The organism is Testudinibacter sp. P17/SS/0325, assembly GCF_053570765.1.
This window is the reverse complement of record NZ_CM131635.1, coordinates 2248187-2273339: the sequence shown is the minus strand read 5'-3', so window position 1 is coordinate 2273339 and position 25153 is coordinate 2248187. Positions and strand designations below refer to the sequence as shown.

Sequence of the window (25153 nt, the reverse complement as noted above, 5' to 3'; positions counted from 1 at the left end):
TACAATAAATCTGGAGAAAAACACCGTTTTTAGGGTTAGAGACGGTGTTCTTTTATTCAAGAATAATTATTTCATAAGACAAAAGACTCATAATAATCAAGAATTTCGCTTAAATTTCACTATCAAGTTTTTCATTAATCGTATTCATATATGCCTGTAAGTTAATAGCAGGCACTGTTCCGATTGCTTGTTGCAAATAACGAGTTAATTGCATAAAGAAAGTGATTAATGAATTTTCGGGCTGACTAAATACTAATGATTGAAAAGTTCGATTCTGATAATAATCACGAATGCGTTTTCCAAAATCTTTTTTCTCATTGGTATCTTCTTCCCCTTGATATTGCACAAAGAAACTACCATAATCCACAATACAGCCCAAATCAATCCTCTCTAAATCAGCTAAAGATTTGATATGATTCTCAATGGTATTATTATTATTATGTGTGAAGGAATTGGTGGTGGTTAAAATCCCACCAATGATTTTTGTTAGTGGGCGGGCAGGTAACTTTTGCCCAGAATTAATCATGGATGTTGATGTACGATCTAATTTTCTGACACTGGCAATTTTTTGACCTGCATACTGAATATAATTAGTATTATTAACATTTCCCTGAATATCAGGTTTAACTTCAAAAACAGCATAAACCCCTTCAGCTGGAATGTATTTAAAGCCATTTTGATTAAAAATAAATGGTGTAAACCAATTATCATAAATGACAATATCAATTTGGTCGCTGGTATTTCCGTGATAATCAATCACGATTGCTTTATCTACACTATAACGATTTGGCAAATAATTTTGTAACCATTCAATCCAAGCATTTTCTAAGGCATCGCCTTTTGATCCTGGATGATGGATAAATTCACGATTGGTATTTAATTGGCTTTGCATTTGTCCTTGCATACCACGAAACAAGGCTGATAAATCAACATCACTCATAAACAACTAACCTATCTTCATCAAAAATAAAAAAATTAAAATCTAATAATTTATTACTAGAAATACTCAAAATAAGTAGCACGGGATTATGGAGCTGAACTGTATTACAAGAAACAATATTATTCATCGCTTGTAAATCCGTTAAACTATACCACGCTGATGCATTGGGATGGCTATGCCATTCACCTATATAATATAACCCAGTTTCTTGAAATATTTTTTCAAAATTATGAATTTTTATATTTAATTCACGCCTAAATTCCACAGGCGAGCTGACGTATTTATCAACCAATAAAAAATATTTGATATGCAACCTAGTAAAATCATTAGAGTAATAACCTAAAAGAAACCCACCATATTCACTTGGATAATGATGAATTGCTATTTTTGCCATTTGCTCAACGATTTGACGGTCAAAATCTAATTGAAGGTTTTTGTATTTTTTAACAATCATTAAAACCTCTCAACCTTTAAATTGAGATTATCATCATATTGAATAGTAAAATGTTGATAATTATTCTCTTGAATCATTAGGTTAATTGTTCTTAATGATAACTGAACCATAATGGCAATATCATTATAGGATGCTTTAAAAGTTGGATTCCAACAACCAATAGGATTATATAAATCCAAAACGTCATTCTTCAAAATTTTATCAAACTGATGTCTAATAAATTGGTAATGATTGGGTGAAATGCCACAAGTCAACACTTTTGCATGATTTGTTATGGATAAATTAAATATAGTGCTGGTTAAATTTAGCTTATCTGTAATATACATTAAATCATCATCAGTGGAGCAATCAAAAATATAATCAAATTCTGAAAGTTGCTTTGATAAATGATTAATATCTTCTGATGGAATATCAAATTTAATACATTCTGTTGCAAAATGACGAATAGAACTCACCTCAACAAAAGGAGAGATGCTCCATAAAATACCTGCTAATTCATCTGTTTTATTGGTATAAGGTGGCACAAAATTATATTCTGAACGACAAATGTTTTCTGGTTCTTTAATATCATAATCAGCAATAGTAATATTTGGACAACCGCCTCTAACAAGAGTCTTTGCGACTTGACTTCCAATTGCTCCCAATCCAATAATAAGCACTTTTTTATTGGTTAGATTTGGATGAAACGCACCTCGCCCAAAGAAGTAATTATAAGATGAATTTTTTGAAATAACCCAGCTTATTTGCTTATCGCAAAGTTCATACATGCCATTTTTATTTTTAAAAAATGGGTCTTTTAAATCAATTATGGCAACTTGCCAATGAATATTTTGATTTTTTGTATAGTATCCAATAAAAATAGGTATGTATTCTTGTTTAATGGTGCAAGTAATTTTCCAAATCTCACTTAACATTTCTTGGTTAAATATGGATTTAAACTCTTGCCAATTTGAAAATGAAAACCTGTCATAGATTGAGGGTTTATCTTCAATAAAGATATAAATTCCCGATAAGTCAGTTTTCTTATCTGAGTAAAACGACGACCATTGGCAATTTTTTTGGGTAAAATTATGTGTAAAAGATTGCACTAAATAATTATGCATATCCTTATCTTGATATTTTGATGTTGTTAAGTAAGTATTGGTAACAATGCCAATCTCATTTTGAGAAAATAACTTATCAGTATCAGTATCAGTATCAGTATCAGTATCAGTAAATTGAAATGAGAAATATACTCCATTATAAGTATGATTTGCTGTAATTAGATGTTCATAATGCTCATCTTTTTCTTGGTTAATAACATATTTAATAATCCATTGTTTGATGGCTTGAAAATCCTGATGTAATTTTTTTTGAAAAATGATGCAATGCTGATTATGAAAACAAATAGCATTATTTGACATTACATGGCTAAATTTTTTATATTCATCATCTTTTAAGTAAAAACAAATAGATTCACAATCATCAATTTTTAATGGGTAGGCTGGATAGATAATGACATTAAAATCAATTGGTTTGTCTAATCCTTCAAAATCAAAAGTAATATCAAAATTTACCCGCTCTTTTGAAAATGAAAGAGCAGATAAATTCTCAATGTATGGAATAGACTGAATAGCTTGCTCTAATTCAATTTGAGAAAATTTCATATCAACCAAATCTTTGTGAAACTGGAGGTGTTGAAACTAAAACTGAACTTTTAAGACTATAAGCCTTATTTTCACTCTTATTATCTTCGGTAAATTTTTCATTTAATGGAAGATAAAACTCTATTTGTTTCTCATTTAATTCTATTTGTGCCAATATGGATTCTAATCTACGAACGAGTACACTTTTTTCTCCGCTATCTAAGGATAATGCTAAATCATTATTGCTATTTCCAGGATCTTTGAGTGTAAACCTCTCGCTTTGAATATTATCAATAATATAATTTAAAACGGTTTTAAATTGTTCCCATAAACTACCCTGCGGAGATAATTTTTCATAAGCTTTAATCACCAATAATTCAATAAAAAAAGACTTGTATTTGTATTGATGACAAACTTTCCAAATTTTTAGCAAGCGAATGACTTTTCTTTCATTTTCTTTGGCTTTAATATGTTCAATTTGAGCGTGGATATTGGTTTTAAGATAACCATCATTTTGTGTTTTATGTAGATTTAAATCCTTATATTCTGGAAAAGACTCTTGGCTAGTCTCTCTTGCAGGAACAACATCAATATTAATTTCATCTTCTTCATCAAAAGTTAAACCAATAGAAACCCCTTGTTTTTTCACGGTAGTTTCATCTTTATACTTTTCTGTTAGTTTTTCCAAAACATCTTCAAACATTTCTTCTAATGTTGAAAAAGCATTGCGTTTAAATGGTGCAACCAAATCCAAATCAAATTTGGTATTGATGGCTGTGTGTTTTTTATACGAGCCAGAATTAAATGGTTCATAAATTTTACTACCATATTGTTCATTTAAAAATTGCTTAATCTCATTTCGTTTCGTGCGATATGTTTTTATTAGCTCTTCAACATGTTTCATTCTGTAACTTTCCAGCACAGAGTTTAAGTAATCACTTTTATAGTCAGCCATAGTTAATTCTCATGAAATTTTCAGTACATAACAAATTATTTTGGGGAATGATGAACTCAAAATAATTTTTTTACTATATTGGGCCGTGCCTATGGAATTTCAAGCCTTAACTGATAATAAAGGATGGTTTTGATTAAAATATAATCTTAAATTATGCCCACCCATAAAAACTCTCAATTTTCCCAAATAGCTCAAATCCCTTATGATATCCTTTATTTACAATCTTAACCAAAACCATTAAGGACAACCCCAGGGCAACCGCGAACTTTGTCTAATAATCAACCAATAACACCAAACATCGGCTCTGACCTGAATTCATCTGACCAGCCCGCTGCTTTCAGCTTCATCCGCATACTCATTTTAGCCGGGTGAAGCCGCGATAAATTCAACGCAAAACGGCGCAATATCGCCATATTCTCCGCACCGTCATCCTTGCTTATCACACAAGCATCTTCCCGATAGACCATATCCAGCACCCAGTGCGCCTTATTCTCCACTTCCCAATGACCGCGAATACTGTATGATAATTGCTCCGCACTTGTCTTTAAGCTACTGATATAAAATGCCCTTTCCTCTTGTAGCTGACCGCTCTTTTTATCTTCCCGCCGCCGTTCAACACACACCACCGATTGAATCCCTGCCCACTGCGCCGATTCCGACAGCCAATCACTCACCGGCAATTGGCGGTAAGTCCGTTCGTCAATCCGGCTGCGTTCACAGTTGACCTCTTGGTAAACTTCAATCAAATCAGGCGTCTCACGCTCGATTTTATGAAAGTAGGCTTCGGCTTCTCGCGGAATAAACGATGGTTACGTTTTAACGCCATCACATAATGTCCTTTTTTTTCAATGATTTTCTCCGCAATTTTCTTTTGTGTGTTAATTGCATCGACTGAAATCACGGCATTTTTTAAGATTAACGCATCCAGTACCGCCAATACCCCCTGCTGCTCATTTTTCCAACCTGGCGACTTTTGTTGGGTCAAAATCAACCCCCAGGTTTTACTCCAAACGGTAATGCTGTGCAGCGCATGCTGCGTTTTCTCATCGATGCCGTGACGCAGCGTTTTGCCGTCAATCGCAATCTGCTCAACGCCTTGTGCCGCGCGGATTTCATTTACGAAATGAATAAAAATATCATTAAGTTGCACCGGAGAAAGACGACGAACGATACGCGCAATGGTATCATCGACCGGGATGCCGCGCTCAAAAGGTAAATATTGACGCAACCACGCCAAATGATATTCCCCGAACCATTTAATGTCCGTCCAACCTTCCGCTCCGGAAATGACGGCGCTCATGGTCAGAAAAATGATTTCAAGAAAAGGATATTTTTGGTTGATATCTTTACGCGGGTCTTCCAATTGACCGAAAAAGCGGAATAAGTCCATGACGTTACCTTGTATTTTAAAGTATTAAAGGCTTATTAGATCATATTTTGAGGAAAAGTGCGATCTTGCCCTGAGGACAACCCCTAATGGTTTGATTTATTTAATCCACAATAAAACTCTCAATGGCAATCGTCGTTATCTGAGGCTTAATCACCTCAACCTTGTTGAGCCTATTGTTCGTGCTTGTGGTTTAAATGGACGACCTACGAGAATGGTGAGCCCCGAAATTAGCCAAATTGATGTCAGGTAACACTGAAGGATAGAATTCCAAGAAGATAAGGATAATCTTTTTGAAAAATACCGTTTGAAATTTAGATTTCAAACGGTATATCTTTTACCGATGCTGGCGATTAACTGCAATAAGTGGTTTATTTAGCTTCTCTTCCGTCACCCCATTCATATATGCATTATACTGCCATACAATGAATTGTTGCTTGTATCGCTCATTGATTTCTTCCAAGCGTTCTACCTGAGCTTTCAAATTTTTTGTAGATAATCCATAGTCACATTTGGTATAGGATTAGCTTTTACGCTTTCTTTTATTCTTTGTTTTCGTCTAGTAAAGGCTTTTTGAATATCTGAATAATTTGCTAGAGACTGTCTTTCGATACTTTTAATATTCAGTAGTTCTGATACTTTATTACAAAGTAAATCCCATGTTAATTTTCCTTCCCAGGTATTAATTAATAAGATGATATCTTCTAAATTTTCTTCTGTAATAAGAATTTTGGGCATATTATAACTCCATTAATCTGTATAAATCATCATCTAATTTAGATGCTTCTTGTTTTTGTATACCTATATCCATTCCTTTCTCTAGCAAAGCTAATTTAGCAGGGGAAGGATCATATTCATCCGGCATTCGTAATAACGAACCATTTGGGATAGCCTTATTTTCTAAGAACTTAATTTTAGTTTTTATGTGTGTTAGTCTCCATCCCAAATTACTTATCCAACGATCTGCACCAAAAACACCTATTTTATGGTGTTCTTTAGCTTTATTAAATTGTTCAGTTATCTGGGTTTCTCGTTGCTTTAATATTTCCAAAGAGGATTCTAAACCCTTAATACAAACAAGCTCTTTACATGTTTCACAATCACCATGACGAGAACATGGAGACATCGCATAATCGTGTTCGCAAATGCCTATTTCTGTTACCGTTGCGATTCCAATTCTATCTTTTCCTAGGTCTTCATAGGTAACAGGAAGATTCAAATGAATTTTATCTAAGATTGAAATATCCTCAGGAATGAGTAAATCTCTAGCTGATTCACTTTTTTCTTCTTCTGTTCTGTGATCATAAGCTTTGTTATCTGCAACTCTTGCTCGCCCTGCCCAATTAGCTAAAGTTAACTCATCCATTCCACCTCGTTCAGCTTTTGTACTTAGCCAATGCCTTGCATTGTGTGATAGTAATCTTATAAATTCTCCTTTGGATGTACCTATACAATGCTTTTCCCATAACGATGTTTTAGGGTGAGTTTCAGATTGGTAATTTCATCTTATGACTAGAGATAAATGATTCACTTACTATCTCAAGTAATTTTTTGTATTGAAAATCTATAACGTTTAATAAGATTAAATATAGGTCTTCGGTTATTACTAATTTTTTAAATGTAGTTCTAAATAATCCACCTCTTTTTTTTGCACTAGGAATATTTAAATAGTAGTTCCATGTTCCTTGCGACATTTCTTTTTTTAGGTCTTCAAATTTTAAATGGCGTATTTGAATAGGTCTTCTAGCTGTAGCTTGTAGTAAGTGAATATATGCATATGCTTCAAATGAAATAAGATCTTCTTTCCAAAGTCTAGAGAGTTCAGCCATTAAAGCCAAAACTTCATTTTCAGTAAATGCTCCTGTATAAGGGCATCTCATTAATACCGATTTACCTTTATCATTTCCACTCAAAGTAAAACTTTCTAGCAGCGATACAACAGATTTATCAACTCCATAATAACCATATTCATGCCATGATAGTAAAAAACCTTTTAACGCTCCTAAATACCATTCATGATCTTTTCCTAATTTATTTTTCCAATTCAATATTATTGATACATTGATGTTCTTTAGATTAGTTGAAGTTACTAATCATTGAAACTGTTGATACATGTGAGATACATGATAACTTGAGTATTTTTCGGCATATATCGCTAATGTTTTTTGAATCCTTCTAATGTTTTTTTATTTATATTTAATATTGGCTGAGAAAAATTGATTGTTTTATCTTTACTTATATTCCAAGAGTTTTCATTTTCATCAAATGTATATCCATCTCTTGACTGTCTAAGAATTTTACTATGACTCATAAGTGTCAACCTTTTTATGAAACTCAGTTTGTAGTTCTAATAAGATTTTATTAGCTTTTTCTCGAATATAACGTTGATTGTAAACATTTCCAGATTTCTCTGACGTATGTCCCATAAGATGCTGCCTCATTTTTGCTTCTTTTTCAGGTGAAATAAAATCTTTATGAGAAGAATCATTATTTATATTTTGGTTATTTTTATCTATTTTTCGTGAAAAATCTAAGTTCCATTCATGACGAAAAATATGTGGATGAATTATAGAGAACTTAGAATCTACTTTTTTCATTGTTGGTACAATAATATTATCAAAGGAACTTGTATTAATTGGGCCTCCTTGAGTTTTTCCTTTTCGATGAGTTACAAATAAATATGGATGTTTATTAGCGTTAGGAATTTTAGAACGATGGTTCATAATATAGTCATCGATAAGCTGAGCTATCTTTTGTGAGATTGGTAAACGTCTTTCTTTAGTCTTAGTGACCGACTGTATCTTCCTTGTATCAGATTTATCATCATATGTTCGTCTAATTATAATTGAGGATTTAGTTGTTCCTATATCAATAGATGGAATTTGAATTGATAATAGTTCTCCCCTTCTAATTCCTAACTCTTTTAGTAAGGTGAACATTAAATGGTTTCTTTTTCTAATTCCGATATCTTTAAATGGATTATTGTGATTAGAAAAAACCGCAATAGACATAAATTCATCTAATAGTCCATCAGGTAACTCACTTTCTGGTTTTATAGATAATGTTTTATGATTTTTAGGTCTTGACTCTTTAATTAACGTAATTAGTTTCGTCAAATTTTCGATATATCCGTTAGATACACTAATTACTTTAGATAGAAATAATATGTATTCTGAAAGTGTTGTTAGTTTATTATATTGATGACTAAGAGATACAGAAGAATAAATATCAATAAATTGAGTTCTACCTTTCATTAACACACTTTTTTTGTATTGATTACATTTTTTTGCTTTTTTACATTTATTCTCATATGTCGAATAAGAGATTCTAACTGGTTTTCGGTTAATAGTATTTCTCTATGAATTAGATCACTAATAACAAGATTATTCTGTTTTTCCCAATTCATTATCCATTGTATAGCTCCTAGCTTATTTCTAATGGTGTTTACTGCGGATTGATTGCGTAGTTCCACAGTTACCCATAGAGTTGAATAAAAATCAGGAATACCAGTTTTCTCATTAACTAATAGAGGAAAACGTTCTCCATTCGAAAAAAGGGTTGTTTCTAACTTATACATAAATGATTAAATTTTACAAAAAAATATATATAAATACTATTAAATAAAATGAAACGCGTCAAACACAAATGTAAAAAAAAGAGAAACCTTGTCTAGTAAGGTTTCTCTTAGGGTTTTATAATTTATTTTTACAGAATTTATGTATATGGAATTCAAAACGGAATATCATCGTCAAAATCAATCGGCGGCTCTGGCTGCGACGTCGGTTTTTGTGCCGGGGCAGGGCGGGAAGCCGGAGCGGCGTAAGATTGTTGTTGTGGGGCACTTTGTTGTGGCGAATAGCCGCCGCTTTGTTGTGGCACATAACCGCCTTGTTGTGCGCGATCACCGCGCGAATCCAACATTTGCAGGCTGTCGCCTTGGATCTCGGTGGTGTAGCGGTCTTGTCCGTTTTGATCCTGCCATTTGCGCGTTCTCAATCTGCCTTCGACATAGACTTTGCTGCCTTTGTGCAGATATTCGCCGGCAATTTCGGCTAAACGGCGGTACAACACAATGCGGTGCCATTCGGTTACTTCGCGCATTTCGCCGGTATTTTTATCACGCCAAGATTCGCTGGTTGCCACGCTGATATTCGCAACCGCTTCGCCGTTCGGCATGGTACGGATTTCCGGTTCGTTACCTAAGTTGCCAACAATAATCACTTTATTTACGCCTGCCATAGTATCCTCTTCTTTTTATAGCTGGTTAGAATACGGTATATATTGCCTGAAAATCGCAAAAAAATCACCTTTTAAAATAAAAAAGATACTGGATATTTACACAGTTTTTTTATTTGTGCGATAATCGTTCCAATTTTACAAAACAATCGAGATAAATTTATGGACAAGATTGAGGTGCGCGGGGCGCGTACTCATAATTTAAAGAATATTGATTTGACCATTCCGCGCGATAAATTGGTGGTGATCACCGGTTTGTCGGGTTCGGGCAAGTCGTCGTTGGCATTTGACACCTTATATGCCGAAGGGCAACGGCGTTACGTCGAATCGTTGTCGGCTTATGCGCGCCAGTTTTTATCGTTGATGGAAAAGCCCGACGTCGATCATATCGAAGGGCTGTCGCCGGCGATTTCGATTGAGCAGAAATCGACCTCGCATAATCCGCGTTCGACCGTCGGCACGATTACCGAAATTTATGACTACCTGCGTTTGTTGTTCGCCCGTGTCGGCGAGCCGCGCTGTCCGACCCACGATGTGCCGTTGGCAGCGCAGACCATCAGCCAAATGGTGGATAAAGTATTGGAGTTGCCGGAAGGCTGCCGCATGATGTTGCTTGCGCCGGTGGTGAAAGAACGCAAAGGCGAACACGTGAAGCTGTTGGAAAATATTGCGGCACAAGGTTTTATCCGCGCGCGGATCGACGGCGAAATTTGCGATTTGTCTGATCCGCCGGCGTTGGAATTGCAAAAGAAACATACGATTGAAGTGGTGATTGATCGCTTCAAAGTGCGGTCAGATTTGGCAAGCCGTTTGGCGGAATCGTTTGAAACCGCACTTGAGCTGTCGGGCGGTACGGTGGTGGTGGCGCCAATGGCGGAAGAAGAGAATCAGATCGAAGAATTGTTGTTTTCTTCGAATTTTGCTTGTCCGCATTGCGGTTATTCGGTGGCGGAATTGGAGCCTCGCCTGTTTTCGTTCAATAATCCGGCAGGGGCGTGTCCGACCTGCGACGGCTTGGGCGTGCAGCAATATTTTGATGAAAGCCTAGTGATCCAAAATCCGTCTATTTCACTGGCAAACGGTGCGATTAAAGGTTGGGATCGCCGTAATTTTTACTATTTCCAAATGCTGTCGTCGCTCGCCAAACATTACCAATTCGATATCCAACAACCGTTTGAAGCACTGTCGCCGGCGATCCGCGAAGTGATTTTAAACGGTTCCGGCGACGAGGAAATCGAGTTTCAATATGTCAATGATCGCGGCGATATCACCTTGCGCCGTCATCCGTTTGAAGGCATTTTGAACAATATGGCGCGCCGTTACAAAGAGACCGAATCGACGGCGGTGCGTGAAGAATTGGCGAAAAATATCAGCAATCGTCCTTGCCAAGCCTGCGGCGGCTCACGCTTGCGCACCGAAGCGCGCCATGTGTTTATCGAGCAATTTAATTTGCCGAATGTGGCGGAGCGCAGTATCGGCAATGCGTTGAATTTCTTTGAAAATCTGCAATTGCATGGGCAACGGGCGCAAATTGCGGAAAAAATTTTGAAAGAGATCAAAGAGCGGTTGTCGTTTTTGGTCAATGTCGGTTTGAATTATCTCTCGCTGTCGCGTTCGGCGGAAACCCTGTCGGGCGGCGAAGCGCAGCGGATTCGCCTTGCCAGTCAAATCGGCGCAGGCTTGGTCGGCGTGATGTATGTGTTGGACGAACCGTCCATCGGCTTGCACCAACGCGATAACGAACGTTTGCTGAAAACCTTGATCCATTTGCGCGATTTGGGCAACACCGTGATCGTGGTCGAACATGACGAAGACGCAATTATGGCAGCCGATCATATTATCGACATCGGGCCGGGCGCAGGCGTGCACGGCGGCGAAATTGTCGCCAGCGGTACGGCACGGCAGTTAATGCAAAACCAAGCCTCGCTCACCGGCAAATATCTGTCCGGTGCGGAGAAAATTGAGATTCCGAAAAAGCGCACCAAAGTCAACAAAGAAAAATGGCTCAGTCTGAAAGGCGCGAGCGGTAACAACCTGAAAAATGTTAATTTGGATATTCCGGTCGGCTTGTTCACCTGTATTACCGGCGTATCCGGTTCGGGCAAATCGACGTTGATTAACGATACCCTGTTCCCATTGGCGCAGAACGCCTTGAACCGTGCCGACAATACCCATGTCGCACCGTATAAAAGCATTGACGGTTTGGGGCATTTCGACAAAGTGATCGACATCGATCAAAGCCCGATCGGGCGCACGCCGCGTTCCAATCCGGCGACGTATACCGGGTTGTTCACCCCGATTCGCGAGCTGTTTGCCGGCGTGCCGGAAGCGCGTGCGCGCGGTTATAATCCGGGACGGTTTAGTTTTAACGTGCGTGGCGGACGTTGCGAAGCCTGTCAGGGCGACGGCGTGATTAAAGTGGAAATGCACTTTTTGCCGGATGTGTATGTGCCGTGCGATCACTGTAAAGGCAAGCGTTACAATCGCGAAACCCTTGAAATTCGCTACAAAGGCAAAACCATTCATCAGATTTTAGAGATGACGGTGGAAGAGGGCTTGGAGTTTTTCGCCGCCGTGCCGATGATTGCGCGCAAACTGCAAACCTTAATGGACGTGGGCTTATCCTATATCCGTTTGGGGCAATCTTCGACCACGTTATCCGGCGGGGAGGCGCAGCGGGTTAAATTGGCAACCGAGTTGTCAAAACGCGATACCGGCAAAACCCTGTATATTCTGGACGAACCGACCACCGGCTTGCATTTTGCCGATATCAAACAGTTGTTGGGGGTATTACATCGCTTGCGCGATCAAGGCAATACCATTGTGGTGATCGAACATAATCTGGATGTGATCAAAACCGCCGATTGGATTATCGATCTCGGGCCGGAAGGGGGGGACGGCGGCGGTCAGATTATCGCTCAAGGCACACCGGAGCAGTTGGTCAAAAACGAAGAATCGCATACCGCAAGATTTTTAAAACCGATTTTGGCTAAAAAATAACGCAAAGTGCGGTTGGCGCACAGGCGGATAAATCCGATCCGCCTGTGATTAGGTTGAATTTTACGTTGTGAAAAGGTCTGCTTTTTGGTACATTTAGCACAATTTTTTCGCCCGTCATTTTATATTAATCGCGGCTCAACTTTTTCTCAAATCGGAATTACTATGTTTAAAAAAATTCGTGGTCTATTTTCCAATGACCTCTCCATTGATCTCGGCACGGCTAACACCTTAATTTATGTCAAAGGACAAGGCATTGTCTTAGATGAACCTTCGGTTGTGGCGATTCGTCAAGATCGCGTCGGCTCCCTAAAAAGCATTGCTGCCGTCGGGCGCGAAGCCAAAATGATGTTGGGACGCACCCCGAAAAGTATCGCCGCGATTCGCCCGATGAAAGACGGCGTGATTGCCGACTTTTTTGTAACCGAAAAAATGTTGCAATACTTTATCAAACAGGTGCACCGCAATAATTTTATGCGTCCGAGCCCGCGGGTGTTGGTGTGTGTGCCGGCCGGGGCTACTCAAGTAGAGCGTCGCGCGATTAAAGAATCGGCAATCGGCGCCGGGGCGCGCGAAGTGTATTTAATCGAAGAGCCGATGGCGGCGGCAATCGGTGCGAAATTGCCGGTTTCAACCGCAACCGGTTCAATGGTGATTGATATCGGCGGCGGTACCACCGAAGTGGCGGTGATCTCTCTGAACGGTGTGGTTTATTCGTCTTCGGTACGTATCGGTGGCGACCGTTTTGATGAAGCGATTATTGCTTATGTACGCCGCACGTTCGGTTCTTCCATCGGCGAAGCGACGGCGGAGCGGATTAAACAAGAGATCGGTACCGCATTTATCGAAAATGATGACGAAGTGAAAGAAATTGAAGTTCACGGTCATAATTTGGCAGAAGGTGCGCCGCGCAGTTTCAAATTGACTTCACGCGATGTGTTGGAAGCAATCCAACAACCGTTAAGCGGCATTGTGACGGCGGTGCGTACCGCACTTGAGTCTTGCCCGCCGGAATTGGCGGCGGACATTTTCGAACGCGGCATGGTCTTGACCGGCGGCGGCGCCTTGATGCCGAATATTGATACCTTGCTGTCGCGCGAATCGGGCGTGCCGGTCATCGTGGCGGAAGATCCATTGACGTGCGTCGCACGTGGCGGCGGGGAAGCATTGGATATGATCGATATGCATGGTGGCGATATTTTTAGCGACGACTAATTGCTCGTTGGTTTGAAATACAGGCTTTATTTTTCACAAGTGCGGTTTTGGCGGTCAGCTTAAAACCGCAACTTTTTTAAGCGTAAAGGCATGAAACCAATTTTTTCTAAAGCTCCGCCTTTAGGAATTCGTTTAATTTTAGCGATTATCGCATCGGTGTTATTAATGATCGGTGACGGGCGCACGAGCGGCATGATCCAGCTGCGTAGCCTGATGGAAACCTCAATCAGCGGCATTTTCTATTTCGCCAATATTCCGCGTACCGTGTTGGACGGCGTATCGGATAATCTGGCGGACACCTCCAAGTTACAAATCGAAAATCGGGTCTTGAAAGAACAATTACGTGAAAAAAATGCCGATTTGTTGATTCTCGACCAGTTGAAAGTGGAAAACCAGCGTTTGCGTTTACTGCTCAATTCGCCGTTGCGTTACGATGAATACAAAAAAATTGCCGAAGTGTTGACTACCGAAACGGATATTTACCGTCAGCAAGTGGTGATTAATCAGGGCAGCCGCGACGGCGTTTATGTCGGGCAACCGATTATTGATGAAAAAGGCGTGGTCGGGCAAGTGACCTCGGTTGGCGCCACTACTAGCCGGGTGTTGTTGATCACCGATGTGACCCATTCGATTCCGCTACAAGTATTGCGCAATGATGTGCGCTTAATTGCCAGTGGTACCGGGCGCGGTGACGAATTGCAGTTGGATAATGTACCGCACTCGGTTGATATTGTGAAAGGCGATCTGTTGGTGACGTCCGGTTTGGGCGGACGTTTTCCGGAAGGTTATCCGGTCGCGATTGTCGATTCGGTTTCTACCGATAAACAAAATTATTTTGCGGTGATCACCGCCAAACCGTTAGCTTCGCTCGAACGGTTGCGTTATTTATTGTTATTGTGGCCGGTTAACGACGAACTGCACCGGGCGCAATCACTCTCGCCGGAGGATGTGCGTAATGCCGTACGTCAGCGCCTATCGACCCGCCAAGACGATTTGATGGCGCCGGACGAACTGAATAAAAATGTAAAAGAACCGATCAATCCGAATCAGGCGGAGGAAAACTCCGGACAAGCGGAGGAGTTGGCGCCGGCGGATGCCAATCAGCAACAGCAGGATGCGTTAACGACCGAGGGGAGCCAATAATGCGCAGTAATTGGATTTTTCAGTTTTTAATGATCATTTGCACTTTTTTAGTGGCGTTGGTGATGGAAATAACACCGTGGTCGGCACAATTTCAAGGATATCGCCCTTCTTGGCTGATCTTGGTATTGTTATATTGGGTGTTGGCGATTCCCAATCGAATCAGTATCGGTTGGGCGTTTGTCATCGGCTTGCTGTGGGATTTGAGTTTAGGTTCGATTCTCGGCGTGCACGCATTGGTACTCTCGGTGTTTGCCTATCTCATTGCGTCCAATCACCTCATTCTGCGTAATCTCTCATTGTGGTTACAAAGTATTTTAGTGGTGGTCGCCGTTGTGATAATCCACATCGTGATTTTTCTAATCGAGTTGTTTATGCACAGCGCCCACTTTAACCCGCAAGAATTGATTGGCGCGGCGATCAGCGGAATTTTATGGCCGTGGGTCTTTTTGCTGTTGCGAACTTTGCGGCGTAAATTTCATTTGCGTTAACAGCCGATATGGAATGATTATTGTTGCATAGATGAAAGAAAAAAATTGGCGTTGAAAAATGATATAAAGCCCCTGTTGATGGGGTTTTGGCGTTTTTAGGCATAGTAAAAAATGGCATAGCAGACAAAATTGTTGGTAAAAAGCGGGCTAACGCCTCATACCTAACCATCCAGGGGAAGGGTGTTGTGGCGGAACAATGATAGACACGTTGCTTGATGGAAAGCGAATTTGGGCTGAGAAGAATATAAGCGCAAATTAATCTGACAGCCCGCTGTTTTAAACGGGGAACTGTCAGATTAGGTTTGATCTTCTACAAATCAAGTAACAGGTATTATTTCGAGGTTTGTTTCTCGCGAATTTCCGCCAGTGTTTTGCAGTCGATGCATAAATCGGCGGTTGGACGCGCCTCTAAACGGCGGATACCGATTTCAACGCCGCAAGATTCGCAATAACCGAAATCATCGGTTTCCAATTTAACCAAGGTGTGATCGATTTTTTTCAGTAATTTACGCTCGCGATCACGGTTTCTCAGCACCAAACTGAATTCTTCTTCCTGTGTCGCGCGGTCTGCCGGATCAGGGAAGTTAGCGGCTTCGTCTTGCATTTGCGCGACGGTTTTGCCGGCTTCATTGACAATTTGTTCACGCCATGCGGTCAGGATTTTTTTGAAATGCTCGATTTGCTTTTCATTCATATATTCCTCACCGTCTTGCTCCTGATAAGCATCGACACCAGCCAAAGATAACAGACTCAAAGATGTTTTTGGAGCTACTGCACTCATGATGTTCTCCCCAGAGGATAATTTCAAACGGTGATAAACAACGTGAAAATTACCCATTTATTTAGTCGAAAATTAGAAGAAATTTACAATGATTAAAATTTCATGCCTTTTTAAAGGCGATATAAATAGCAGATGTTAATTCTTTTGGCAAATAAAAAGCGGGTTGCAGCGGTATGATTTTTAGTCATTCGGATAAAGCCATTAAAAAACAAGTGGTTAAAAAAGTAAATAAAATCTATGTTTTGCGATCCAGATCGCAAAAATAATCTAAGCTACTATTCTAGTTGGCTTTTGTTATTTCACACTGTTTTTCTGTGAACCTGTGGAAATGACTAAATTAATGAAATTATCGTATCTTGCCGTCTGTTGGTTGTTAAGTCTGTGTCAACTCTTTTTTATTCCGGCGGCTTGGCTTGCGGATTATCCGCTGCTGTTTATCGCGGCATTGGGTTTGTTGTTGCCGGCATGGCTGCGTCGATATTATCGCTACCGCACTTACTTTTGGTTTGGGGGCTGTCTGCTGTTTTTCGCCGGTTATCAGCAGCATTATCTGAATGAGGTTTTGCGGCAGGGGGAAAAAATCGCGCAACTACAACACACCGCGCTGGAAAATCAGGTGAAAATTATCGGCTTGCGCCAATTGTCGCCCAATTTGCAGCTGGTGGCGGAGGTGGATTTGACGGCGTATCAGTTAGGCAAGCAGAAAGTGCATTTGAATTGGCAAGCCGAACAATCCCCGCAATTAGGCGACATTTGGCGAGTGCGCTTGACGTTGCGTCCGCTCAGCTCACGTTTGAATGAAGGCGGGTTTAACCGCCAGCGCTGGTTATTGTCGCAATCGGTGTTTGCTTCGGCGACGGTGAAACAGGCGGCGTTAATCCGTAGCGAAGCAAATTGGCGGCAACGTTTGCTGGCGCGCACGATTGAACAAACGGAACATTTGCCTTATCAAGGCGTGATGTTGGCGTTGGCATTCGGTGAACGGGCGTGGCTGAACAGTGAGGATTGGCAGTTATTCCGTGAAAGCGGCACGGCGCACTTGATTGCGATTTCCGGCTTGCATATCGGGTTGGTGGCGGGATTGGTGTGGGGCATGGCGCGGATACTGCAATATATTGCGATACGCCTATTTGCAACCCCAAGTGCGGTTTCGCACCGCCTGCCGCACTTGTTTGCGTTAAGCGCGGCGGTTTTTTATGCCTATTTAGCGGATTTTTTGCTTCCGACCGAACGCGCGTTGTGGGCGTATGCGTTTTGGTTGTTGTTGATTTTTAGCCGCATTTATTTGCCGCCGTGGAAATTATTACTCTTCGTGGTGGCTTGGTTGAGCTGGCTCGATCCCTTGAGCGTACTGAATGAAAGTTTTTGGCTCTCTTGCGGCGCTGTGTTGATCTTGTGTTTTTATTACGCCTTTTTTCCGTTAAGCAATATGCAATGGCGCGGGCGCGGGTTGCGGCAATTCGTACCAAGTGCGGTCTATTGGTTGTTGGGCTTAGTGCATTTGCAACTCGGCTTATTGCTGTTGTTTACCCCGCTGCAAATTTTCATTTTTCATGCCATGCCGTTAGGTGCATTGTGGAGCAATCTGCTGCTGGTGCCGATTTTCAGTCTTGTGTTAGTCCCGCTGATTTTATTGGCGTTATGCTTGAATTTCTTTTTTAATGCGGTTTGGTTGTGGCAAATCGTCGATATTGTTTTGCAGCGGAGTTTACACCTCTTGGCGCAGTTGCCGAATGCTTACCTAACGCTATCCAATCAGCAACAACAGCTAATATTATCCGTTTGTTTTGGCGTGGTATTCTGTTTGCTGTTTCATCGTTACCGCACTTTGGATTTTTCCGTGCTAAAAACGCCCAATCAGGCGGCATTTCGCCGCGCGTTATACTTAAGCGGCGGTGCGGCGGTGATAACCGTAAGCCTGTTGCTGTTCAAGCCACTCAGCCAAGCGGACTGGCGCTTGGAAATGCTGGATGTCGGGCAGGGCTTGGCGATGTTGTTGGTGAGTGATGATCAAGCGACGCTGTTTGATACCGGGCAAGCGTGGCAGGGCGGCAGTATGGCGGAAACGGAAATTTTGCCTTATTTGCGGCGGCAAGGCTTGAATTTGCAGCAAATTATCGTCAGCCACGACGACAACGATCATGCCGGCGGTGTGCCCGCGCTGCTTAATGCTTTTCCAAATGCGCTGTTGATCCAAGCCTCAACGAAAGATTATGGCGCGCAGCGGCGGCGGTTTTGTCATCAGGGCGTTCGCTGGCAATGGCAAGGGTTTGAATTTGAAGCGCTGGCGCCGATGGCAACGGTTGTAACCGCGAAAAATCAGGATTCGTGTGTGTTACTGGTCGGGCGTGATCAACTGCGGTTTGTATTAAGCGGCGATATTGCGGTCGAGACCGAAAAAAGATTGGCGGCACAAATCGGCAAAATCGATTGGTTGCAAGTGGCACACCATGGCAGTAACAGTTCGAGCAGTTGGTTATGGCTGGCTAAACTGCAACCGAAAATAGCCCTGATTTCCAGTGGATTGCATAATCGATGGCGTTTGCCGCATTCGGCGGTATTGGCGCGTTTGCAACAGATGAAAAGTGCGGTTTACAACACCGCACTTGACGGGCAAATCAGGATAACGGTGCAAAACGGACGCTGGCAAATTCACACCGTCCGCAACCGCCTTGTGCCATGGTATCAGATAATTATTGGCTTAGACAAAGAAATACAGTTAGAATAAGCCAATTTTACGCTCGATAATCTCAAACCGGAGCGATAACAATGTATTGGAATCCGTGAAAATGGAAGATAAAGACTTTTCTACCGCCAAAACCTTCAAACGCCTATGGCCGATGATCCTGCCGTTTAAATCGGGCTTGATCGCCGCCGCTATCGCCTTGATTATTAACGCCTTAACTGACGCCGCCTTGATTTCGATGTTGAAACCGTTGCTGGATGACGGCTTCGGCAAAGCCGATACCGATTTCCTGAAATGGATGGCGGTGTTTGTAGTGGTGCTGATTTTCTTCCGCGGGTTGAGTAATTTCATTTCCACTTATTGTTTGGCGTGGGTATCGGGCAAGGTGATTATGACCATGCGCCGCCGCTTGTTCAAACACATGATGTATATGCCGGTCAGCTTTTTCGATAATAATTCTTCCGGCAAGTTGCTGTCGCGTATTACCTATGATTCGGAGCAAGTTGCGTCATCTTCCTCCGGCGCCTTGGTCACGATTGTGCGTGAGGGGGCTTATTTACTCTCGCTGTTAGGCGTGATGATTTACACCAGTTGGCAATTGTCGGTGGTGCTGTTTATTATCGGTCCGATGATTGCGGTGCTGATCCGTGTGGTCTCGAAACACTTCCGCCGCTTGAGCAAAAATATGCAGACTTCGATGGGGGAATTGACCTCTTCCGCCGAGCAAATGCTGAAAGGGCATAAGGTGGTGCTGTCGTTCGGCGGGCAAAAAGTAGAGGAAGATCGCTTTAACCATGTCAGCAACGATATGCGTCGCAAAGGCATGAAAATGATGATGGCATCGGCGATTTCCGATCCGGTGGTGCAACTGATCGCCTCGTTTGCGCTGGCAATCGTGCTGTATTTGGCAACCGTGCCGAGCATTATGAGCCAGAATCTGACCGCCGGTTCGTTTACCGTGGTGTTTTCTTCGATGTTGGCGATGATGCGTCCGCTAAAATCGCTGACCAATGTTAATGCGCAATTTCAACGCGGTATGGCAGCGTGTCAAACGTTGTTTTCCATTATGGATTTACCGACCGAAAAAGATCAGGGCAGTTTGGAAAAAGAGAAAGTGGACGGCAATGTCAGCTTCAAGCATGTTTCTTTCCATTATCAGGGCAAAGAGCAGAATGTATTGCAGAACGTCTCGTTTGAGGTGAAAGCGGGCAGCACCGTGGCGCTGGTCGGGCGTTCCGGTTCGGGCAAATCGACGATTGCCAATTTATTAACCCGTTTTTATGATATTGAACAAGGCGAAATTCTGCTTGACGGGCACAATATTAAAGAATATAGCCTTGCCAATTTGCGCACACATTGCGCGCTGGTGTCGCAGCAGGTGCATTTGTTTAATGACACCGTCGCCAATAATATCGCCTATGCCGCCGCCGAAAAATATAGCCGTGAGCAGATTATCGAGGCGGCAAAAGCGGCGCACGCGTTGGAGTTTATTGAAAGCCTGCCGCAAGGCATGGATACCGAAATCGGCGAAAACGGGGTGATGTTATCCGGCGGACAGCGCCAGCGCTTGGCGATTGCGCGCGCCCTATTGCGCAATGCGACGGTGTTGATTTTGGATGAAGCGACTTCGGCGTTGGATACCGAATCCGAACGTGCCATTCAGGCGGCAATTGACGGTTTGCGCCATAATCGCACCATTATTGTGATTGCCCACCGTTTATCGACGATTGAGAATGCCGATGAAATTTTGGTGGTTGATCACGGGCAAGTGATTGAGCGCGGCAGTCATCAACAATTGTTGGCGGCGGGTAAGGCTTATGCCCAACTGCATAAATTGCAATTTAGTCAATAAGCGAAAAATCACCGCAAAACACAAAAATCAGAAAATAGAGGCGTGGATATGAATTTTTGGTACCAAAAAGATCGCTGGGCGCGTATGTCTGCGTGGTTGCTTGCGCCGTTGTCATTGTTGTTTTGGGGCATTACCGCACTTCGTCGCACAGCGTATCGTACCGGCATTTTTAAATCCTGGAAAGCGCCGGTGCCGGTGGTGGTGATTGGTAATTTGTCGGTCGGCGGCAACGGCAAAACGCCGTTTACCATTTGGTTGGCGCGGCAATTGCAGCGGCAAGGTTTGAAAGTCGGCGTGGTTTCCCGAGGCTATGTGCCGGGCAATAATGAAGTCAAAAATTATCCGCAACTGGTCAATCCCAACTCCAATCCGGCGGAAGTCGGCGATGAGCCGGTGCTGATGGCGCGGCGTAGTGGCGCAAAGATCGCGGTTTCCCCCAACCGCCGCCGGAGTATCGAATTATTGCATAAAGCTTATCATATCGATGTGATTTTGAGCGATGACGGCTTGCAGCATTATGCGTTGCAACGCGATGTCGAAGTGGTGATTGTCGACGGAGAACGGCGTTTCGGTAACGGTTTTTTGATGCCTGCCGGACCGTTGCGCGAATTACCGAGCCGCTTGAAACAAGCTGATGCGGTGGTGTGCAATGGCGCGGCGGCACAGGCACAGGAAATCCAAATGCGCTTACGGGCCAACGTGGCGGTCAATTTGCTGACGCAAGAAGAACGCCGGCTAAGCGATTTTATCGGACAACCGCTTGTTGCCATGGCGGCAATTGGCAATCCGCAACGTTTCTTTAATATGCTGAATAGCTTGGGCTTGAATGTGGTGAAACAGAAAGCGTTTGTCGATCATGCCAAGTTGTCGCCAGAAAAGCTCAACAACTTAACCAAAGCAGAGCAGAGCTTGTTTATGACCGAGAAAGACGCAGTGAAATGCCATAAATTTGCGCGCGAAAACTGGTGGTATGTGCCGGTGGAAGCCGAACTGGAGCCGACAATCAATACAATCGTAGCGAAGATTATGCAAGAGGTGAAAGGTGAATAATAAAATGTTACAGGTGCTTGCCTGTCCGCGCTGTCATGCCAAATTACAGTATGACAAACAACAGCAGCGCTTAATTTGCGAATTTGAAAAATTGGCCTATCCGATTGAAAACGGGATTCCGGTGTTGCTGCCGGAAAGCGGCGTTGCCATAGAACCGGAGAAGGAATAAGCAATATGACTAAATTTAGTGTGATTATCCCGGCGCGTTATGCCTCCTCCCGCTTGCCGGGCAAACCGCTTGCCGATATTGCCGGCAAACCGATGATCCGACATGTATGGCAACAAGCGCAAAAATCCGGTGCCGAGCGAATTATTATTGCCACCGATCATGCCGAAGTGGCGGCGGTTGCGCGTAGTTTCGGGGCGGAGGTGTGCATGACGTCGGAAAAACACAATTCCGGCACCGAGCGTTTAGCCGAAGTGGTGGCAAAGTGCGGTTTGGCGGCAGATGAGATTATTGTCAATGTGCAAGGCGACGAGCCGTTGATTCCACCGGCGATTATCCGCCAAGTGGCAGAAAATTTAGCCGACAATCCGGTGAAAATGGCAACCCTCGCGGTCAAGATTGACGACGCGGAAGAGCTGTTTAATCCGAATGTGGTCAAAGTGCTGACCGATCAAAACGGCTTTGTATTATATTTCTCGCGCGCCGTGATTCCGTGGGATCGCGATCAATTTGCCGCGTTGAACAAAGGCGAGATCAGCAAAGCCGAGCTGAATTTGGCAAAAAGCAGCTATTTGCGCCATATCGGGCTGTATGCTTATCGTGCCGGATTTATTCGGCAATATATCGAGTGGCAGCCGACCGCACTTGAGCAGATTGAATCGTTAGAGCAACTGCGCGTGTTGTGGTACGGCGAAAAAATTCATCTGGCGTTGGCAAATGAAGTACCGGCGGTCGGCGTGGATACGTTTGAGGATCTGGAAAAGGTTCGTCAAATTTTAAGTAAGTAATTAGGGAAAAAATTATGTTAGACAAAATCTTAGGTTCAGTGGTTTCCGGTGTGTTAGGCGGCGAAGCCGGCAAACAAGGGCAGGCAATGGCGGTTATCAATGAGCTGTTGGTTTCACAAGGCGGCATTCAAGGCATTCTAGCCAAATTCCAGCAAGGCGGATTGGACGATCTGCTGCAATCTTGGTTGGGAACCGGGGAAAACAAACGCATTTCTCCGACCCAAATCGAAGATGTGTTCGGCAAACAAGAGTTGCAGCAAGCGGCACAACAAGCCGGGGTGAAAGACGAAGCGGAAGCCTCGGATTTGCTGTCGCAATTTCTGCCGCAAATCGTGGACAAACTCAGTCCGAACGGTGCGTTGGATAAAAATGCCGATAACGATTTGTTGTCAAAAGGCATTCAATCGGTATTGAATAACTTTTTGAAATAGCCGATTTCCCTTCCTCCGCCTGCAGAGGGAGGGAAAATTTGATTTAATATAAAACGCACCCTATGTTTGACGCCAAACGCTTTCTTGCCGAAGTTACCACCGAGCCCGGTGTGTATCGCATGTATGATGATGACAACGAAATCATCTATGTCGGCAAAGCCAAAGATCTGAAAAAACGCCTTTCCAGTTATTTTCGTAAAAATCTCACCAGTAAAAAAACCGAAGCGTTGGTGGCACAAATCGCCCAGATTGACGTGACTGTGACTCACTCGGAAACCGAAGCGCTGCTGCTCGAACATAACTACATCAAAAAATACCAACCGAAATATAACGTACTGCTGCGCGACGACAAATCCTATCCGTTTATTTTGCTGACCAAAGAACGCCACCCGCGTTTGACCGCCTTTCGCGGCAGCCACAAAATCGCCGGCGAGTATTTCGGGCCTTATCCCAATGCCGGCGCGGTGCGGGAAACCTTATCATTACTGCAAAAACTGTTTCCGGTGCGCCAATGTGAAGACACCACCTACCGCAACCGTTCGCGTCCTTGTCTGCAATACCAAATCGGGCGCTGTTCCGCGCCTTGCGTCAGCGGCTATGTCAGCGATGAAGACTACAACCAACAAGTCGATTATGTGCGTCTGTTCCTGCAAGGCAAAGATCAACAGGTGACGCAACATCTGGTGGCGCAAATGGAACGGGCGAGCGTACAACTGGATTTTGAAAAAGCCGCACTATATCGCGACCAAATCCAAGCGGTGCGTACGGTGACGGAAAAACAATTTGTCTCCAACCAAAATACCGACGATCTGGACATTATCGCAATTGCCTATCAGCATGGGATTGCCTGTATCCATGTGCTGTTTATCCGCCAAGGCAAGGTGCTGGGCAGCCGCAGTTATTTCCCGAAAATTCCGAGCCATACCGCACTTGATGAGGTCAGCGAAACGTTTTTCGGACAGTTTTATTTGCAAGGTGCACAAGGGCGCAGTATTCCGAAAAAAATTATCACCAATCGCCAATTGGAGCAAAAAAGCGCACTTGAAACCTTGCTTAGCCGGCAAGCCGGGTTTCAGATCACGATTCAGGATAACGCCAGAGGCAAACAATCGAAATTTTTACACTTGGCGCAAATGAACGCCGACATTGCACTGACCGATCAGCTCAAACAGCGCGGACGGATCAAAGAACGTTACCAAGCATTATGCGAGCGGTTAGGGCTGCGTGAAATCAAACGCATGGAGTGTTTCGATATCAGTCACACCATGGGCGAACAGACCGTGGCGTCGTGCGTGGTGTTCAATCAAGACGGACCTTATAAAGCGGATTACCGTCGTTTTAATATCAGCGGCATAACGCCGGGCGACGACTACGCCGCAATGGAAAAAGCGTTACTCAAACGCTATAACAAACCGTTAGAGCCGGAAAAAATTCCCGATATTATCTTTATCGACGGCGGCAAAGGGCAGTTGAATCGTGCATTGGAGGTATTCGCCAATCTGAACGTGGAATGGGATAAAACCCGACCACTGTTGATTGGTGTCGCCAAAGGCGTGGAGCGCAAAGCCGGCTTGGAAACACTGATTATCAGCAGACAAGATCGCGAATTACATCTGCCGACCGACAGCTTGGCATTGCATTTAATCCAACATATCCGCGACGAATCCCACCGCCATGCCATTGGCGGACATCGTAAAAAACGGCAAAAAGCCTTCGCCCAAAGTGGTTTGGAATCGATCGCAGGTATCGGCAGCAAACGCCGCCAAGCATTGTTGAAATACTTCGGCGGTATGCAAGGCGTAAAAACCGCCAGTATCGAAGAACTGGCAACCGTGCCGGGTATTTCGCGCAAAATGGCGGAAGTGGTGTTTGCCAGTTTGCGGGAGTAGATTGTCCGGTTAAAAATAGGTTATCACGGCATGATTTTTTTATTTGCTTTGTTTATTAGGTGTTAATAAA

The 25153-nt window shown here is 43.1% G+C and carries 21 protein-coding genes and 2 pseudogenes; 11 read left to right on the top strand and 12 right to left on the bottom strand.

All coding sequences use genetic code 11. From position 1 onward, the window contains the following. Nucleotides 1–109: 109 nt before the first annotated feature. The 11 genes and pseudogenes from ACWA50_RS10820 to ssb all read right to left on the bottom strand — a co-directional run bounded on the left by ACWA50_RS10820 (nt 110) and on the right by ssb (nt 9600). A complete protein-coding gene (locus tag ACWA50_RS10820) occupies nt 110–940 on the bottom strand; it encodes a DUF6602 domain-containing protein (RefSeq protein ID WP_431052423.1) in 831 nt (276 codons plus the stop codon). Next, on the bottom strand, nt 933–1394 hold the full coding sequence (locus ACWA50_RS10815) for a Mov34/MPN/PAD-1 family protein (RefSeq protein WP_431052421.1): 462 nt from the start codon (nt 1392–1394) through the stop codon (nt 933–935). Before ACWA50_RS10815 ends, ACWA50_RS10820 begins: the two co-directional genes overlap by 8 nt. Then, a complete protein-coding gene (locus ACWA50_RS10810; RefSeq protein ID WP_431052419.1) occupies nt 1394–3040 on the bottom strand; it encodes a ThiF family adenylyltransferase in 1647 nt (548 codons plus the stop codon). Before ACWA50_RS10810 ends, ACWA50_RS10815 begins: the two co-directional genes overlap by 1 nt. 1 nt (nt 3041) lies before the next feature. Beyond that, entirely contained in the window at nt 3042–3974 is a 933-nt protein-coding gene (locus ACWA50_RS10805; RefSeq protein ID WP_431052417.1) for an SMODS domain-containing nucleotidyltransferase, read from the bottom strand. 278 nt (nt 3975–4252) lie between these two features. After that, a pseudogene (locus ACWA50_RS10800) lies at nt 4253–5364 on the bottom strand (ISAs1 family transposase). A gap of 334 nt (nt 5365–5698) precedes the next feature. Beyond that, nucleotides 5699–6099: pseudogene (locus ACWA50_RS10795) on the bottom strand (hypothetical protein). Between the two features lies 1 nt (nt 6100). Continuing rightward, a complete protein-coding gene (locus ACWA50_RS10790; RefSeq protein WP_431052415.1) occupies nt 6101–6727 on the bottom strand; it encodes a hypothetical protein in 627 nt (208 codons plus the stop codon). Between the two features lie 121 nt (nt 6728–6848). After that, nucleotides 6849–7409, bottom strand: a complete 561-nt coding sequence (locus tag ACWA50_RS10785) for a hypothetical protein (protein ID WP_431052414.1) — start codon at nt 7407–7409, stop codon at nt 6849–6851. A gap of 107 nt (nt 7410–7516) precedes the next feature. Continuing rightward, the gene (locus tag ACWA50_RS10780) at nt 7517–7672 is read right to left on the bottom strand and encodes a hypothetical protein (protein WP_431052412.1); all 156 of its coding nucleotides are present in this window, start codon (nt 7670–7672) and stop codon (nt 7517–7519) included. Further along, a complete protein-coding gene (locus tag ACWA50_RS10775; RefSeq protein WP_431052410.1) occupies nt 7662–8615 on the bottom strand; it encodes a site-specific integrase in 954 nt (317 codons plus the stop codon). Before ACWA50_RS10775 ends, ACWA50_RS10780 begins: the two co-directional genes overlap by 11 nt. Nucleotides 8616–9090: 475 nt before the next feature. After that, entirely contained in the window at nt 9091–9600 is a 510-nt protein-coding gene (gene ssb / locus ACWA50_RS10770; protein WP_431052408.1) for a single-stranded DNA-binding protein, read from the bottom strand. A gap of 159 nt (nt 9601–9759) precedes the next feature. Here ssb and uvrA point away from each other — a divergent pair, with 159 nt between their 5' ends. The 4 genes from uvrA to mreD all read left to right on the top strand — a co-directional run bounded on the left by uvrA (nt 9760) and on the right by mreD (nt 15440). Next, nucleotides 9760–12597: an excinuclease ABC subunit UvrA gene (uvrA, locus tag ACWA50_RS10765; protein ID WP_431052407.1), complete on the top strand. Its 2838-nt coding sequence runs from the start codon at nt 9760–9762 to the stop codon at nt 12595–12597. 162 nt (nt 12598–12759) lie between these two features. After that, the gene (locus ACWA50_RS10760; protein WP_167549955.1) at nt 12760–13809 is read left to right on the top strand and encodes a rod shape-determining protein; all 1050 of its coding nucleotides are present in this window, start codon (nt 12760–12762) and stop codon (nt 13807–13809) included. A gap of 90 nt (nt 13810–13899) precedes the next feature. Then, entirely contained in the window at nt 13900–14952 is a 1053-nt protein-coding gene (mreC, locus tag ACWA50_RS10755) for a rod shape-determining protein MreC (RefSeq protein ID WP_431052405.1), read from the top strand. Beyond that, nucleotides 14952–15440: a rod shape-determining protein MreD gene (mreD, locus tag ACWA50_RS10750; RefSeq protein WP_431052403.1), complete on the top strand. Its 489-nt coding sequence runs from the start codon at nt 14952–14954 to the stop codon at nt 15438–15440. Before mreC ends, mreD begins: the two co-directional genes overlap by 1 nt. A 331-nt stretch (nt 15441–15771) precedes the next feature. Here the strand turns inward: mreD and dksA are convergent, their stop codons facing one another. Beyond that, a complete protein-coding gene (gene dksA / locus ACWA50_RS10745; RefSeq protein WP_431052401.1) occupies nt 15772–16221 on the bottom strand; it encodes an RNA polymerase-binding protein DksA in 450 nt (149 codons plus the stop codon). 340 nt (nt 16222–16561) lie between these two features. On the opposite strand from dksA, the gene ACWA50_RS10740 reads away from it, so the two are divergent. The 7 genes from ACWA50_RS10740 (at nt 16562) to uvrC (ending at nt 25083) form a co-directional block, all read left to right on the top strand. Beyond that, complete coding sequence (locus tag ACWA50_RS10740; protein ID WP_431052400.1) at nt 16562–18949, top strand: DNA internalization-related competence protein ComEC/Rec2; 2388 nt, start codon at nt 16562–16564, stop codon at nt 18947–18949. 61 nt (nt 18950–19010) lie between these two features. Continuing rightward, a complete protein-coding gene (gene msbA, locus ACWA50_RS10735) occupies nt 19011–20759 on the top strand; it encodes a lipid A ABC transporter ATP-binding protein/permease MsbA (RefSeq protein ID WP_431052398.1) in 1749 nt (582 codons plus the stop codon). Nucleotides 20760–20807: 48 nt separating this feature from the next. Continuing rightward, nucleotides 20808–21809, top strand: a complete 1002-nt coding sequence (gene lpxK, locus ACWA50_RS10730; protein WP_431052396.1) for a tetraacyldisaccharide 4'-kinase — start codon at nt 20808–20810, stop codon at nt 21807–21809. After that, nucleotides 21802–21978, top strand: a complete 177-nt coding sequence (locus ACWA50_RS10725; protein ID WP_431052394.1) for a Trm112 family protein — start codon at nt 21802–21804, stop codon at nt 21976–21978. Before lpxK ends, ACWA50_RS10725 begins: the two co-directional genes overlap by 8 nt. 5 nt (nt 21979–21983) lie before the next feature. Further along, complete coding sequence (gene kdsB / locus ACWA50_RS10720; protein WP_431052392.1) at nt 21984–22763, top strand: 3-deoxy-manno-octulosonate cytidylyltransferase; 780 nt, start codon at nt 21984–21986, stop codon at nt 22761–22763. A gap of 14 nt (nt 22764–22777) precedes the next feature. Further along, complete coding sequence (locus ACWA50_RS10715) at nt 22778–23194, top strand: YidB family protein (RefSeq protein ID WP_431052390.1); 417 nt, start codon at nt 22778–22780, stop codon at nt 23192–23194. Nucleotides 23195–23256: 62 nt separating this feature from the next. Continuing rightward, a complete protein-coding gene (uvrC, locus tag ACWA50_RS10710; protein WP_431052388.1) occupies nt 23257–25083 on the top strand; it encodes an excinuclease ABC subunit UvrC in 1827 nt (608 codons plus the stop codon). The last annotated feature ends 70 nt before the right edge of the window (nt 25084–25153 follow it).